The organism is Micromonospora lupini, from assembly GCF_026342015.1.
Taxonomy (GTDB): domain Bacteria; phylum Actinomycetota; class Actinomycetes; order Mycobacteriales; family Micromonosporaceae; genus Micromonospora; species Micromonospora lupini_B.
Map to the genome: position 1 here is coordinate 338,954 of NZ_JAPENL010000002.1, position 13,773 is coordinate 352,726.

Sequence of the window (13,773 nt, forward strand, 5' to 3'; positions counted from 1 at the left end):
TACGGTGGAAAAGCCGCGAAATACTCCGAGATCCGCTGTCGGGACGGGCCATGACGAATGCAGATCCGCACGCACCGCGTACGGTTGTGCCCATCGAACCCTCCCTCCTGATCGCCGAGGCCTTCGAGCAGGCCCAGGTGACCGAGATTCGACACTCGGTCACCACCTGCGCGCACGCCTCCGGCCTCGACGGCCAACGGCTTGACGACTTCGTGCTGGCGGTCAACGAGTTGATCACCAACGCGGTGCGGCACGGCGGTGGGCGCGGGTGGCTGCGACTCTGGCGGGAGCCGGGCGCGCTGCTCTGCGAGGTGGCCGACCACGGGCAGGGCATCACCCCGCAGCGGCTGGGCGACCGGAGCCGTCCCGCCCCGGACACCGCCGGCGGTTGGGGCCTCTGGCTGGCCCGGGAGCTGACCGACGACATGGAGATCGCCACCAGCGCCGCCGGCACCACCGTCCGCATCACCGCCACCCTCGCCGCCGCCACCGACAGCACCCAGCGCTGAGACCGGGCCCGGGGCGCGAGCCGGATCAGCCGAAGAGGGCCGAGACCGACTCCCCGTTGTGGATCCGGCGCATGGCCTCGGCCAGGGCGGGCGCCACCGAGAGGACCTCGAGTTTCCCGACCCGCTTCTCGGCCGGGATGGGGACCGTGTTGGTGCAGACGATCTCCAGCACGCCGTCCTGTTCGCTGAGCCGCCGCAGCGCGTCCCCGGAGAACAGGCCGTGCGTGCAGGCCAGCCGGATCGAGCGCACCTTCAGGCCGCGCAGGTGCTCCATCAGCTCGACCACAGTGCTGCCCTTGGCGATCTCGTCGTCCAGCACGATGACGTCCCGGTCGGTGACCTCGCCGATCACCGCGCTGATCTTGACCAGGTCGTCGCTGAACCGCTGCTTCGCGCCGGCCGCCACAGGCGTGCCGAGCAGCCGGGCGAAGGCGGCGGCCTCCTTGGCGTTGCCCAGGTCGGGCGAGACCACCACCGTGTCGCTGAGGTCGTAGCGCCGGAAGTGGGTGGCCAGCTCGCGCAGCGCGTGCAGATGATCCACGGGAACGCTGAAGAAGCCGTGCACCTGCGGCGAGTGCAGGGTCATCGCGAGCACCCGGTCCGCCCCCGCCGAGGTGAGCAGGTCCGCGACGAGTCGCGCGCCGATCGAGATCCGCGGGGCGTCCTTCTTGTCCGAGCGGGCGTACGCGTAGTGCGGAAGCACCACGGTGATCCGGCCGGCGGACGCGCCCCGCGCCGCGTCGATCATCAGCAACAGTTCGACGAGGTTCTCCTGCACAGGCGGCACCAGCGGCTGGATCAGGAAGACGTCCCGTTCTCGGCAGTTGGCCTGCAACTGCACTTCCAGACAGTCGTTGGCGAACCGGGAGACCCGCACCGGATGCAGCGGCACCCCCAGGTGGGCGCAGATCTCGGCAGCCAGGTCGGGATGGGCGGTTCCACTGAAAACGGCGATGTCGCGCACGTTCGCAGATCGTAGGCGATGCGGAGGCCAACGTGACGTCTGTCGCTCCGCGCCGCCGGTTTGGGTACGGTGCTGCCGTGACCCCCCAGTACGTCGCCGCCATCGACCAGGGCACCACCTCCTCGCGGTGCATCGTCTTCGACTCCGCCGGGGACATCGTCGCCGCGGCCAAGCGCGAGCACCGGCAGATCTTCCCCCGGCCCGGCTGGGTGGAGCACGACGCCGAGGAGATCTGGGACAACGTCCAGCAGGTGGTCGCCGAGGCGCTGCGGGCCGCCGACACCGATGCCGCCGGGCTGGCCGCCGTCGGCATCACCAACCAGCGGGAGACCACTCTCGTCTGGGACCGGGCCACCGGCCGGCCGGTGGCCAACGCCGTGGTCTGGCAGGACACCCGCACCGGGCCGCTGCTGCGCGAGCTGGCCTCGGCGTACGGCGAGGAGCGCCTCCGTGCCCGTACGGGCCTGCCGCTGGCCACCTACTTCGCCGGGCCGAAGGTGCGCTGGCTGCTCGACGAGGTCGACGGCCTGCGCGAGCGCGCCGAGCGCGGCGAGGTGCTCTTCGGCACGATTGACAGTTGGCTGATCTGGAAGCTGACCGGCGAGCACGTCACCGACGTGACGAACGCCAGCCGGACCATGCTGATGGACCTCACCACCCTCGACTGGGATCCGGAACTGCTTGACGCGCTGGGCGTGCCGGCGGCGATGCTGCCGGAGATCCGCTGCTCCGCCGAGGTGTACGGCACCGCCAGCGGCGTGCTCGCCGGGGTGCCGGTGGCCAGCGCGCTCGGCGACCAGCAGGCCGCCCTGTTCGGGCAGACGTGTTTCCAGCCGGGCGAGGCGAAGTGCACCTACGGCACCGGCAGCTTCCTGCTGCTCAACACCGGCGCCAGCCCGGTGCCCTCCACGCACGGCCTGCTCACCACCGTCGCGTACCAGATCAAGGGCCAACCTCCGGCGTACGCCCTGGAGGGCGCCATCGCCGTCACCGGCTCGCTGGTGCAGTGGCTGCGCGACAACCTCGGCCTGATCTCCACGGCCGCCCAGGTGGAGGAGTTGGCCCGCACGGTGGACGACAACGGCGGCTGTTACGTGGTGCCGGCGTTCTCCGGGCTCTTCGCCCCGCACTGGCGCAGCGACGCGCGGGGCGTGATCGCCGGGCTGACCGGTTACATCACCAAGGGGCACCTGGCCCGGGCGGTGCTTGAGGCGTCGGCGTGGCAGACCCGCGAGGTGGTCGACGCGATGAACGCCGACTCCGACGTGGCGCTGCGCCGACTCCGGGTGGACGGCGGGATGACCGCCAACGGCCTGCTCATGCAGTTCCTCGCCGATGTGCTCGACGTTCCGGTGGTCCGCTCCCGGATCACCGAGACCACCTGCCTCGGCGCCGCGTACGCCGCCGGTCTGGCGGTGGGCTTCTGGCCGGACCTGGCCACCCTGCGCGCCCAGTGGCGCTCGGACGCGCAGTGGGAGCCGGCCATGGCGCCGGAGCTGCGCGAGAAGGAGCTGCGCCAGTGGCGCAAGGCCGTGCAGCGCACCCTGGACTGGGTGGAGTGAGCCCGCGTCGGTGATCGATCTCCGGAGCGACCCGAGAGGAGGACGAGATGCCGTACCTGGTTCTGACGATCATGGCGAGCCTTGGTGTGGCCGGCATGGCGTACGCGGTCTTCCGCCTCTGGCGGGACCTCGGCCTGCTGCGCCGGGGCGTCCGGGTGCCGGGCGAGGTGGTGGAGCTGCGACCGGTCACCCTCGGCCACGGCCCGCGCACCTACTACCCGGTCGTGCGGTACCAGCCCGTCGACGGTTCCGTGGTGACCGCGACGCCGGGGCGTTGGCGGCAGACCCCGCTGTCGACGGCGCCCGGGCCGGTCACCGTGGTGCACGAACCCACCCGCCCGACCCGGATCCTGGTCGAGGCGCCGGGCCAGGCGGGCACGTCCTCGGTGGTCGTGCCCTTCGTCTCGCTGCTCGCCGTCAGCGTGGCCGTGCTGGTCGTCGGCATCGTGGTCTTCCTGAGCCTGAGCTGATCCGCCCTCCACAGTGGTTGGCCCTGGTGGCGGCCCCCACCTACCCCGCAGCCTTCGCCAAGATCGCGATGGTGGAGATCAGCGCGGCCGCCTCGGCCGTCCCCGCCGCCTTGGCCCATCGCCCAGATCGTCTACCTCAACCAGTGCGACCCAGAGACGATCATGCGTAAGGGCGGCGACTGGCTGGCCACCTACGACCAGCGGTTGCCGGTGAGCTTCTCGTAGACCTCGACGTAGCGGGCGCGGGTCGCCTCGACGACCTCGGCGGGCACGTCCGGGGCCGGGACTTGCTTGTTCCAACCGCTGCCCGTGGCCCAGTCCCGCACGTACTGCTTGTCGTAGGAGAACTGCACCCGGCCCGGCTGGTACGAGTCGGCCGGCCAGAACCGCGACGAGTCGGAGGTGAGCAGCTCGTCGGCGAGGACCAGGGTGCCGTCCGGCGCCCACCCCAACTCGATCTTGGTATCGGCGATCAGGATGCCCCGGTCGGCGGCCAGCTCCGCGCCACGCCGGTAGACGTCGATGGTGATCTGCCGCAGCCGCCCGGCGGTCTCCTCGCCGACCTTGTCCACCACGTCGTCGTACGTGATGGGTTCGTCGTGCTCGCCCATCGGCGCCTTGGTCGACGGCGTGAAGATCGGCTCGGGCAAGATCGACGCCTCGCCCAGCCCGCGGGGCAACGGAACGCCGGAGACGGCGCCGGTCCGCTCGTACTCCCGCAGGCCGCCGCCCGTGAGGTAACCCCGGGCCACGCACTCGACCGGGATGATGTCCAGCCGCTGACAGCGGATCGCCCGCCCGGCGAACTCGGCGGGCACGTCGGTGGCCGAGATGACGTGGTTCGGCACCAGGTCGGCGAGCTGCTCGAACCACCACAGAGAGAGTGCGGTGAGCAAGCGACCCTTGTCCGGGATCGGCGTCGGCAGCGCCACGTCGTAGATCGAGATGCGGTCCGAGGCGACCAGGATCAGGTCGTCGCCGTCGGCGTAGATGTCCCGAACCTTGCCCGAGTGCAGAAGTTCCACGCGCCCTAGTACATCACGCGACATCGGCAGGCCCGATTCGACCACCCGCGCCGGGCGATGACCGGACGGACGTTGACACCCTCCTGCGCCGCCTGCGTGAATGGTCCGACCCGTCCGTACGTGCCAGGAGCCCCCGTGCCCGTTGTTCGTCCCCCGATCGCCCGCCTCGGCGCCGACCCGGGCCGACGCCGAGTGCTCACCGCGCTGCTCGGCGCTCCCCTGCTGGCCACCGGCGGGCTGGCCGGATGCAGCGACGGCGCCGACACCTCGACCCAGGACGGGCCGGTCGAGCTGTCGGTCTTCTGGTGGGGCGGGACGAAGCGGGCCGAGTTGACGGAGAAGGCCCTCCGGCTGTATTCGGAGCGCAACCCGCGGATCAGCTTCCGGGTCACCTGGCAGGGCGCCGACGGCTACTACGAGCGGCTGGCCACCCAGGCCGCCGCCGGCAACATTCCGGACCTGATCCAACTCGACGACGCCATGCTCACCGAGTACGCCGAACGCCAGATCGCCCTCGACCTCACCGACCAGATCGCCGACCACCGGTTGGACCTGCGTGGCCTGCCGGAGGGTCTGATCCGCTACGGCACCGTGGACGGGCGGACGATGGCGGTGGCCGCCGGGCAGACCCTCGCGGCAGTGGTCTTCAACCGTGACCTGTTGCGTGAGCTGCGGGTGCCCGAGCCGCGCGCCGGGATGTCCTGGGTGGACTACATCGCCTGGGCGCAGCAGGTCACCGAGGCCAGCGATGGCCAGGTGGCCGGCACGATGGACGCGTCGGGCGACTACCGTGCCCTCTGGCTCTGGCTCCGGTCCCAGGGCAGCGATTTCTACCGGGGGCGGCAGCTCGGCTTCGGCGCCGAGGAGCTGATCGCCTGGTTCGAGCTGTGGCAGCGCGCCCGCACCGGGCGGGCCACACCGGGCGCGGCCCTCGTCGAGCAGGCCGACAGCGGGGAGCCGGCCCGACAGTTGGTGGTCACCGGGTTGACCGCCGCGTCCTTCGCCTGGTCCCACCAGTTGCCGGAGCTGCAACGACTCACCGATTCCGAGCTGGGTGTGGTGGGTTTCCCCGGCCCGCCGGGTGCCCAGTGGGCACGGGCGTCGATGTACTGGGCCGGATTCCGGGGCACCCGCCACCCGGACACGGTGGCCGACGTGATCAACTTTCTGACCACGAACGGCGAGGCGGGCACCATCCTCGGCCACGAGCGGGGCCTCAACGCCAGTCTCGCCGTCCGCCGCTACACCGAGGGCAGCATCACCGACCCGGCTCAGCAGCGCGCCGCCGCGTTCGGCGCCAGCATCGCCGGCCAACTGGGGCCGGCCCCCGCGCCACCGCCGAAGGGCCACGCCAAGGTGCGTTCCCTGCTCGTCACGGCTGCGGAGAGCCTCCGCGCCAGGCGTACCGGCACACGGGCGGCTACCGCACGCTTCCTCGCCCAGGCCAACGCCGCCCTGGCAGCCTGACCCACCGCCGCCAGCCACGCCTGCCGGCCGGCCCGGCCGACCGTCGACGGGTGGTCGTCGGCGGCCGGCCGGATGGGCGACTGTCAGCGCGGGGGACCGCCGCGCCGGTTGCGCGTCAGACGCAGCACCAGGAACACGATGATCGCCACCACCACGAGGCAGCAGAGCAGACCGAGGAAACCGAAGCCGCCGCCGCCACGGGAGCGCCGCCGCGCGGCCTCCACCACCACCTCGCCGGTCCCCGTCGACGCCCAGGCCGCCACCGGCACGAAGACCGCCAGGACGACGGCACCGAGGACCGCGCTGAGCCGGCCCCACCATTTCCCGAATGAAGACATGCGCTCATCCTCGCCGAAGGACGCAACCTCGGCACCTCGGTCCACGCCGAACGACCGGATCGCGCCGGCACCAGGATCGGGTGGCCTCGCCAGCAGGCCGTAGCTGCGGTCCGCGCCCCTCGCCCAGGTCGTCGGAGATCTTGGCCTAGTACGCCTGTGGGCGCCAGCTGACGGCGTTCGTGCACGACCTCCCGAGAGCCCTCCTCGGATGCCCCGCTGTGACGCAGCGCCAAGACGGTTGGGAACTGTGCGCTAACGACACTCCGCGATCCGGGGGGCAGCCTGATATTCGTCAGTCGGATCCGGGGCCGACCCCGGAGCCGCGCGACGTCCGAATCCGTCCGCCCATGCTCGTTCCAGGAGGATTAGCGATGAAGGTCATCAGCAGGCTCGCCGCCGCGATTGCTGCAAGTGGGGCGGCCGTGGCCGTATTCGCCGGCCCGGTCGCCCCCGCGATCGCGACGGCCGGCAACTGGATGCCGGCACCCCCCGCCGCCGCGACGGCCGGCAACTGGATGCCGGCACCCCCCGCCGCCGTGACGGCCGGCAACTGGCTTCCGTAGCCGTTACCGGCAATCAAGCCCCACACCCTGGCCCGCCAAACACCTGGCGGGCCAGGGTGTGCAGGGCGTCGATGACCATCCGATGACGCACCGGAGATTCCAACGTGGCCCGTCCTCTCGCGTCCATCGCGGTCCTCCTCGCCGTCTCCGCGAGCCTGACCGCCTGCGGTGGAGACACCTCCGGCAGTGCGAAGAAGGTCGAGCCATCGGCAGCGACCGTCACGCCAGCCGCTCAGACAACGGGCACGAACACCCCGACGTTCCGATTTCCACCGGACCTGACGGTCGACATCCAGGGCTTCGAATCGAAAGATGCGACGGAAAGTTCCGTGTTGAGGGACGCCAGCTATGCGATCCAGGCAATCCTCGAAGCCGAGGCGGGCGACCAGACCGTGGAGACGCCCAACTTCAAGCGCTACTGGACAGGACCCCACGGGGCCGAGTACGCGGACATGATCATTGGGCGGATCAAGAGCGGGAAGTCGATCACCGGTACCTACCGCTACTACTCCGCGACGGTCAAACCCGGCCAGGGTGGCGCCCGGATCGTCGATTACTGCGAAGACCAACGCGAGGCGTACGACAAGGACGCGAAGACCGGTAAGGCTGCGGTGACCACCCCGTCGCTCTCGGATTTCCGTTCCTGGTCACTCGTGCTGCGCAAGGGGGCCGTCGGCGACTGGCAGGTGACGACCTACAACTGGGTCAAGGGGGCGAAGTCCTGCCGGGTCGCCTGAGCAACAGCAGGTGATGCCGCACGCTCAGGCCCGGCGGGTCCGGCTCACGTCCGCGCTGCGACGGTGCTCCGAGGGCGGAATGCCGTACGCCGAGCGGAATGCGCGCGCGAACTCGGCGGCCCGCGGAAATCCCCAGCGGACGGCCACCAGGTGAATGGGTGTTTCCGCGAAGGCCGGATTGGCGAGGTCCCGATGTGCCCCCTCCAGCCGTTTGCGGCGGATGTAGGAGGCAACCGTCTCATTCTCTCTTTGGAAGAGACGATGCAGGTAGCCGCGTGAGATGTGGTGTCGAGCCGCGATCTGTGGCGGCGCCAGTTCCGGGTCGTGCAGGTTCTGCTGGATGAACTCCTTGACACGCAGCGTCAACACACGCGTTCGGGCCTCCGGCGACTGCTCCTCGTCCGCCTCGACCGCGTGCGCCAGCATGGCGGACACCAGGTCGACCAGTACGGTGCCCAGCCGGCGCCCGTCCGAGGGGCCGTAGAGGCTGGTGTCGGCGGCCAACTGGGTGAGGAACTGCGACAGCAGACGTCCCGGGCCCGACCGGCTCGACAGGTGCCGGCCGATGGCTCGGTCAACGATGCGCTGCGGCAGGGGTAGCAGCGCTCTGGGAATCTCCACGCCCACGGACGAGGCCCAGCCGTGATTCGTCCAGATCTCGTACGGCCGAGATGAGTCGTTCAGGTGAAAATCACCTGCCCGGTACGCATTCTCCCGCCTACCCCAGGACACCCTGGCCGCGCCTTCGCGCAGGAGCGAGAGGTGATAGACCTCGGGGTCGGACTGCCGGATCAGCCGCGGCGTCCGCAGGAAGATCAATTGTTCGAAGCGGGCCGGCCACATCGACACCGCCCCGAGATCGATCAGCCGCTGGCACGCGTGGAAATCGGCGGCCTGTTCGCTCTCCAGCCGCAGCGGCGCGTGCGTGTTGTCCATCCGTTCGCGCCAGGCGTCGAACCGCTCCTCGGCCGGCCAGTCCTCGCTGCGGAACACGGACTCGCGCAACATCTCTCACCACCTCTGCCGAGGGTCCACCCCGCCTGACCTTTGACCGGGTCAGGCCGAACACAATCAAAAACGCGGCCCCCGGCAATGGGAACCGCGTTCTGATGTGCACTTTCCGTGGTAGCGGGGACAGGATTTGAACCTGCGACCTCTGGGTTATGAGCCCAGCGAGCTACCGAGCTGCTCCACCCCGCGTCGACGTGTTAACCATAACCCATCCGCCCCGACGATGATCAGCGGGGTCCTCGCCATGTCCGGAACACGAGTCCCGGACATGGCGAAAGCCCGCCTCCGGCGAACCGGAGACGGGCTTTCAGTCGTAGCGGGGACAGGATTTGAACCTGCGACCTCTGGGTTATGAGCCCAGCGAGCTACCGAGCTGCTCCACCCCGCGTCGGCTCGTTAACCGTAGCGCACCGACCCGGGGCACCGCAAAACGACTCCGATACCGCCGTCAGCCGAGCCACTTCTCGACAGCCGCGACCGCCAGTCGACTGTCGGCGTCGACCTGCGCGCGCTCGGCGGCGGTGTACTCCCAGCCCTGCTCCCAGAGCACCGTCACCACGTCGTCGACCCGGACCGCCCGGACCAGTCGCACCTCGTACGCGCCCGGATCGCCGATGCCCTGCGGGTACGGCGCACGCAGCTCGAACAGCACCGACTCGTCGCCGTACGCTCCCGGGTCCAGCAGTCGCTGCCGCCAGGTCCTGGGGTCGTCGGGCATCCTCTGCTCCGGGCAGGCGCGGACGGCCTGCCGCAGCTCACGCAGCGCGTCGTCGGCGCGGCCGGGACGGTAGATCGTGATGCTGTGCCGGTAACTGCCGTCCGGCACGCTCCCCACCCGGGTCTCCGGTCGCTTGTAGGCCAACGAGCGGGCACGGCGCTGCACCACAGCCGACTCGCTGGGATACCCGGCTCCGCACAGCGCCGGCAGGACCGGGCCCGCCCCGGTCGATTCCAGGCCCGTCCGGTTGGCGGCCGCCAGGACGAAGAAGGCGCGGTCCGGGATCGAGGTCGGTGGGCGGGCGGTCGCCGCGCCGGTGGGCTCGGCCGACCGCGTACCGCTCGGCGTGGCACGCGACGGCGTCGGAGACGAGGGTGCCGTGGACGCCGCCGACGGGGACGGTGGTGGAGCCGACCCGGTCGGCGGCGGCGGGACCGGCGTGCCTGCCGGTGGCGGCAGCGGCGCGGACCCGTCGGCGGAGAACGCCAGCCGCCCACCGGCGGCCACCCCGCCGAGCAGCACCGCCACCGCCAGCGCACTGCCGGCCACCTGGACCCGGGCCCGCCGGTCGGCGTGCCGCCGAACCAGCTCGGGGTGGGCCACCTCCACACCGTCGGCCACGACGGTGAGCGACCGGTACAGGTCGGGAAGTTCAGTTGACATCGTTCGCCTCCAGCTCGTCGATGTGGACGTCGGGCAGCAGTACGGCCAGCCGGGACCGACCTCGCGACAACCAGGACTTGACGGTGCCGAGCGGGACGCCGGCCTCCCGGGCGATCTCCTCGACAGGCATGTCGAACAGGTAGTGCAGGGCAAGCGCCTGTCGCTGCGTCGCCGGCAGTTGGCGAAGGGCGCGGACGAGCAGCACCCCGTTCTCGCTCGGCGGCGGCGTGGTCGGTGGCGGCCCGCTGCGGCTCACCATCGCGCGCCAGCGGTGCAGGTGCCGCCAGCGGTCGTTCGCCAGCCGGGACACCACCAACCGCAGCCACGCCTCGGGCGCCGGATGCTCGGACAGTCGCCCCCACTGCCGCCAGGCCCGCGCAAACGCCTCCTGAACGAGGTCCTGCGCCTCGGTGTGGTCACCGCTCACCGCGTAGCCGTAGCTCATCATCCGCCGGGCGGTGCTGCGGTAGAACTCGTCGAAGCTCTGTGCGTGCCTCACGCCTGCCCCCTTGTCCGCCCCCGTTGCATCAAGGACGGCGGGGAGTGGTCGCGGGTTGCGGCTCAGCCGGACAAAGCATGTCGGAGAGGCGACAGGCCGGCATAACGTACGGATATGACGGAGCCCTCGACGTCAGGACCGCGCGGGTCCGACGACGAGGGCTCCGGGGTGCTCCTCGGGTGGCCGGTCAGCCGCCCGGGGTGGCGCTGGGCGACGGCGGCGGCGCGCTGCCGCTCGGCGTACCACCGGGATTGGCGGCCTGCTGCGCCTGCTGGAACGCGGTGAGCGCCTCGTCCAACGCCTTGAGCGCGCGACCGTACCGCTCGAAGTCGCCGGAGGTCTGCGCGGCGCGGACCTCGGTGATGGCGGCCTGCACCCGGTCCGCGGCGGTGGCCAGCTGGCCGGTCGGCGGCGGGTTGGTGCCGCCTGGCGTCGGCGTCCCGGTCGGGGTCGCGGTCGGCGACGGGTTGGTCGGGTTGCCCCCCGTGGTCGGCGGCGGCGAGGTGCCCTGCCCGGCCCGTTTACCCTGCTCGACCAACTGTTTGATGCCGTCGTTGATGTTGTCGGCGAGCGCCACGAACGAGCCGCCGTCACCGTAGGAGAGCAGCACCTTCTGCAGCAGCGGGTACGCGTCCTGCTGGTTGCTCTTCACGTAGACAGGCTCGACGTAGAGCATGCCGTCGGCGAAGGGCAGCGAGAGCAGGTTGCCGTACTGGACCTGCGCCTGGTTGCTGGAGAGCAGGTTGAGCTGCTGGCGGATGTTCGCGTTGTTTGTCATCTGCTGGTGCACCTGCACCGGCCCGGATATCCGGGTCTGGTCCGGCAGCTCCAGCACCTCCAGCCGGGGCTTCCCGTCGACGTACGACCCGGAGATCAGCGCGGCCAGGTTCTGCCGGCCGTTCGGGGTGACCGCCGAGGTGAGCTGGAACCGCGGGCCCTCCTGGCCCGGGAACTGGGTGAACAGGTAGTACGGAGGCTGCTTCTGGCCGCTGTCCGGAGCGTCCGGCACGTTCGGCACCTGCCAGAAGTCCTGTGCGGAGTAGAAGTCACCCGGGTTGGTCACGTGGAACTTGGTGAGCAGGTTGCGCTGCACCTTGAACATGTCGGCCGGGTAGCGCAGGTGCTCCGTCAGCTCGACCGGGATGTCCGCCTTCGGCTTGATCAGGTCCCCGCCGAACGCCTTGTTCCACGCCTTGAGCACCGGATCGGTGTCGTCGTACTCGTAGAGCGTCACGGTGCCGTCGTACGCGTCGACGGTGGCCTTCACCGAGTTGCGCATGTAGTTGACGTTCTCCCGGGCGAGCTGGAAGGTGCCCCGGTTGGTCAACTCGTCGGTCGTCTCGGTCTGCAGGTTGACCCGCTCCGCGTACGGGTAGGTCGCCGCCGTCGTGTAGCCGTCGACGATCCACTGCACCCGGCCGTCGACCACCGCCGGGTACGGATCGCCGTCCAGTGTGAGGAACGGCGCGACCTTCTCCACCCGGTCGCGCGGGTTGCGCACGTACAGCAGCCTGGAGTCCTTGTTCACCGCCTCGGAGAGCAGGAAGTTCGACTCCTGCTCCTTGATGGCGTACAGCAGCCGCCGGGTGAAGGAGCCGATCTTGACGCCGCCCGCACCGGTGTAGGTGTAGGACTCGCCGCCGCCCTCACCGACCGGCCTGTCGAACTCGGCCTTCTTGTTCGGGTCCGACTGCCCGACGATGGCGTAGTCGTCGGCCGCCATCCGCTCGCCGTAGTAGATGCGCGGCTGCTTGGCCGGGATCTGCTCGGTCTGCGAGGAGCACGCCTCCTGGGTCTTCTCGCCGAGGAAGCCGGAGACGAAGAACGGCTGCCCGCCGCACACCACCTGGTTCGCCGGCGCGGCCACCAGCCCGTACCCGTGGGTGTAGACGGTGTGCCTGTTGATCCAGGTGTTCTGCTGGTCGGTCAGCTCGCCGTAGTTGATCTCACGGACGCCGACGACGTAGTCGGAGGTCTTGCCGTTCACCCCGTACCTGTCGATGTCCAGCTTGGGGCCGAAGTCGTAGAAGCCCCGCACCTGCTGGAGCTGGGTGTACGTCTCGCTCACCAACTGTGGGTCGAGCAGCCGCACGTTCGACACCACAGACGTGTCGGTGGCGAGGTTCCCCGGTGGGGTGAGGTTGCTGGCCGCGTACGGGGTGGTCTCGGTGGCCCCCAGCCCGAACGCCGCACGCGTCGCGTCGATGCTGCGCTGGATGTACGGCGCCTCCTTGTCCTTGGCGCTCGGCTTCACCTCGAAGGTCTGCACCGCCCAGGGGTAGATGCCGCCGATCGCCACCGCGGAGACACCCAGCAGAGCGAGCGAGATGCCCGGCCAGACCAGGTTCCGCATCCAGGCGTTGGAGAACACGATGATCGCGATCGCCACGACGATCGAGATGTACGCCAGGATCTCCTTCGCCGGCAGCAGCGCGTTGACGTCGGCGTAGCCGGCGCCGTACAGCTTGGCGCCCTCGTTGTACTCAAGCAGCATCGCGCGGCGGTCCAGCACGTACGCCAGGGCCTTGAGCAGCACGAACACCGCGACGAGGGTGCTCAGATGGGCGCGCGCGGCGTTGCTCATCCGGTCACCGACGCCCTGCAGCCGAACCCCGCCGAAGAGGTAGTGCACCGCCAGCGCGCCGATCAGGGCCAGCACCACGGCGGTGAAGCCGACACCGAGCAGGTAGCGCCAGAACGGCAACTGGAAGACGTAGAAGCCGATGTCCACCCCGAACTCCGGGTCCTTGACCCCGAAGTCACCACCGTTGCGAAAGAGCAGCCACTGGTTCCACCGGCTCTGCGCGGACAGACCGGCGAAGAGCCCGACCACGGCGGCGGTGAGCGCGATCCAGGTGCCGAGGCGCGGGCTGAGCGCCATCCGGTAACGCTCCAGGGTGGCCTGCTCCACCGAGTGCGGCCGCAGCCGCGGACGCAGCCGATATGCCAGCCAGAGGTTGCCGCCGACGACCACCGCCATGCCGAGGCCGATGACGAGGAACAGCGTCAGCCGGGTGACGAGCACACCTGTGAAGACCTCGGTGTAGCGGACCTCGTCGAACCAGAGCCAGTCCGTCCAGGCCTGAACACCCCAGCCGAGCAGGGTGAAGAGCACGAACACCCCGACCAGGACAGCGATGGTGACGCGGCCGCGCCGGCTCATCCTCGGCAGGGGGCTGCTGCTACGCATTACCACTGTTGGCTCCGCACGCTCGATGTGATCGGCTCCGATCAGGCACCCAGAGTA

At 70.2% G+C, this 13,773-nt stretch carries 13 protein-coding genes and 2 tRNA genes; 6 read left to right on the forward strand and 9 right to left on the reverse strand.

Annotation, left to right across the window (positions count from 1 at the left end; all coding sequences use genetic code 11):
- Nucleotides 1-50 precede the first annotated feature (50 nt).
- Entirely contained in the window at nt 51-509 is a 459-nt protein-coding gene (locus OOJ91_RS16370) for an ATP-binding protein (protein WP_266245901.1), read from the forward strand.
- Nucleotides 510-534: 25 nt separating this feature from the next.
- Here the strand turns inward: OOJ91_RS16370 and OOJ91_RS16375 are convergent, their stop codons facing one another.
- The gene (locus OOJ91_RS16375) at nt 535-1,473 is read right to left on the reverse strand and encodes a ribose-phosphate diphosphokinase (protein ID WP_266245902.1); all 939 of its coding nucleotides are present in this window, start codon (nt 1,471-1,473) and stop codon (nt 535-537) included.
- Nucleotides 1,474-1,550: 77 nt separating this feature from the next.
- On the opposite strand from OOJ91_RS16375, the gene glpK reads away from it, so the two are divergent.
- The gene (glpK, locus tag OOJ91_RS16380) at nt 1,551-3,035 is read left to right on the forward strand and encodes a glycerol kinase GlpK (RefSeq protein WP_266245904.1); all 1,485 of its coding nucleotides are present in this window, start codon (nt 1,551-1,553) and stop codon (nt 3,033-3,035) included.
- A 47-nt stretch (nt 3,036-3,082) separates the two neighbouring features.
- The gene (locus tag OOJ91_RS16385; protein ID WP_266245906.1) at nt 3,083-3,505 is read left to right on the forward strand and encodes a DUF3592 domain-containing protein; all 423 of its coding nucleotides are present in this window, start codon (nt 3,083-3,085) and stop codon (nt 3,503-3,505) included.
- A gap of 191 nt (nt 3,506-3,696) precedes the next feature.
- Here OOJ91_RS16385 and OOJ91_RS16390 read toward each other — a convergent pair whose 3' ends face one another.
- Entirely contained in the window at nt 3,697-4,530 is an 834-nt protein-coding gene (locus OOJ91_RS16390; protein WP_266245908.1) for a phosphoribosylaminoimidazolesuccinocarboxamide synthase, read from the reverse strand.
- 135 nt (nt 4,531-4,665) lie between these two features.
- Here OOJ91_RS16390 and OOJ91_RS16395 point away from each other — a divergent pair, with 135 nt between their 5' ends.
- Complete coding sequence (locus OOJ91_RS16395; protein WP_266245909.1) at nt 4,666-5,997, forward strand: ABC transporter substrate-binding protein; 1,332 nt, start codon at nt 4,666-4,668, stop codon at nt 5,995-5,997.
- A gap of 83 nt (nt 5,998-6,080) precedes the next feature.
- Here the strand turns inward: OOJ91_RS16395 and OOJ91_RS16400 are convergent, their stop codons facing one another.
- Nucleotides 6,081-6,335, reverse strand: a complete 255-nt coding sequence (locus tag OOJ91_RS16400; protein WP_007464771.1) for a hypothetical protein — start codon at nt 6,333-6,335, stop codon at nt 6,081-6,083.
- A 371-nt stretch (nt 6,336-6,706) separates the two neighbouring features.
- Between OOJ91_RS16400 and OOJ91_RS16405 the strand changes: the two genes are divergently transcribed.
- Together OOJ91_RS16405 and OOJ91_RS16410 are read left to right on the forward strand one after the other, a co-directional pair.
- The gene (locus tag OOJ91_RS16405) at nt 6,707-6,898 is read left to right on the forward strand and encodes a hypothetical protein (protein ID WP_266245910.1); all 192 of its coding nucleotides are present in this window, start codon (nt 6,707-6,709) and stop codon (nt 6,896-6,898) included.
- A 104-nt stretch (nt 6,899-7,002) separates the two neighbouring features.
- Nucleotides 7,003-7,635: a hypothetical protein gene (locus OOJ91_RS16410; RefSeq protein WP_266245911.1), complete on the forward strand. Its 633-nt coding sequence runs from the start codon at nt 7,003-7,005 to the stop codon at nt 7,633-7,635.
- A gap of 24 nt (nt 7,636-7,659) precedes the next feature.
- On the opposite strand, the gene OOJ91_RS16415 is transcribed toward OOJ91_RS16410, so the two are convergent.
- From OOJ91_RS16415 to OOJ91_RS16440, 6 genes are all read right to left on the reverse strand, one after another.
- Nucleotides 7,660-8,643: a helix-turn-helix domain-containing protein gene (locus OOJ91_RS16415; protein ID WP_266245912.1), complete on the reverse strand. Its 984-nt coding sequence runs from the start codon at nt 8,641-8,643 to the stop codon at nt 7,660-7,662.
- Between the two features lie 115 nt (nt 8,644-8,758).
- Nucleotides 8,759-8,835: transfer RNA gene (locus OOJ91_RS16420), tRNA-Met, on the reverse strand.
- A gap of 125 nt (nt 8,836-8,960) precedes the next feature.
- Nucleotides 8,961-9,034 (reverse strand) — tRNA-Met (locus OOJ91_RS16425).
- Nucleotides 9,035-9,094: 60 nt separating this feature from the next.
- Entirely contained in the window at nt 9,095-10,027 is a 933-nt protein-coding gene (locus tag OOJ91_RS16430) for a hypothetical protein (protein WP_266245914.1), read from the reverse strand.
- Nucleotides 10,017-10,526, reverse strand: a complete 510-nt coding sequence (locus OOJ91_RS16435) for a SigE family RNA polymerase sigma factor (protein ID WP_266245916.1) — start codon at nt 10,524-10,526, stop codon at nt 10,017-10,019. The genes OOJ91_RS16430 and OOJ91_RS16435 overlap by 11 nt, the downstream gene beginning before the upstream one ends.
- Before the next feature lie 187 nt (nt 10,527-10,713).
- On the reverse strand, nt 10,714-13,716 hold the full coding sequence (locus OOJ91_RS16440) for a UPF0182 family membrane protein (protein ID WP_266245918.1): 3,003 nt from the start codon (nt 13,714-13,716) through the stop codon (nt 10,714-10,716).
- Nucleotides 13,717-13,773 lie beyond the last annotated feature (57 nt).

What these genes read in the sequence shown, in the direction of transcription:
- OOJ91_RS16430 (WP_266245914.1), bottom strand. Translation starts at nt 10,027, where the DNA reads ATGTCAACTGAACTTCCCGACCTGTACCGGTCGCTCACCGTCGTGGCC.
- OOJ91_RS16385 (WP_266245906.1), top strand. Translation starts at nt 3,083, where the DNA reads ATGCCGTACCTGGTTCTGACGATCATGGCGAGCCTTGGTGTGGCCGGC.
- OOJ91_RS16370 (WP_266245901.1), top strand. Translation starts at nt 51, where the DNA reads ATGACGAATGCAGATCCGCACGCACCGCGTACGGTTGTGCCCATCGAA.
- OOJ91_RS16405 (WP_266245910.1), top strand. Translation starts at nt 6,707, where the DNA reads ATGAAGGTCATCAGCAGGCTCGCCGCCGCGATTGCTGCAAGTGGGGCG.
- OOJ91_RS16440 (WP_266245918.1), bottom strand. Translation starts at nt 13,716, where the DNA reads ATGCGTAGCAGCAGCCCCCTGCCGAGGATGAGCCGGCGCGGCCGCGTC.
- OOJ91_RS16415 (WP_266245912.1), bottom strand. Translation starts at nt 8,643, where the DNA reads ATGTTGCGCGAGTCCGTGTTCCGCAGCGAGGACTGGCCGGCCGAGGAG.
- OOJ91_RS16400 (WP_007464771.1), bottom strand. Translation starts at nt 6,335, where the DNA reads ATGTCTTCATTCGGGAAATGGTGGGGCCGGCTCAGCGCGGTCCTCGGT.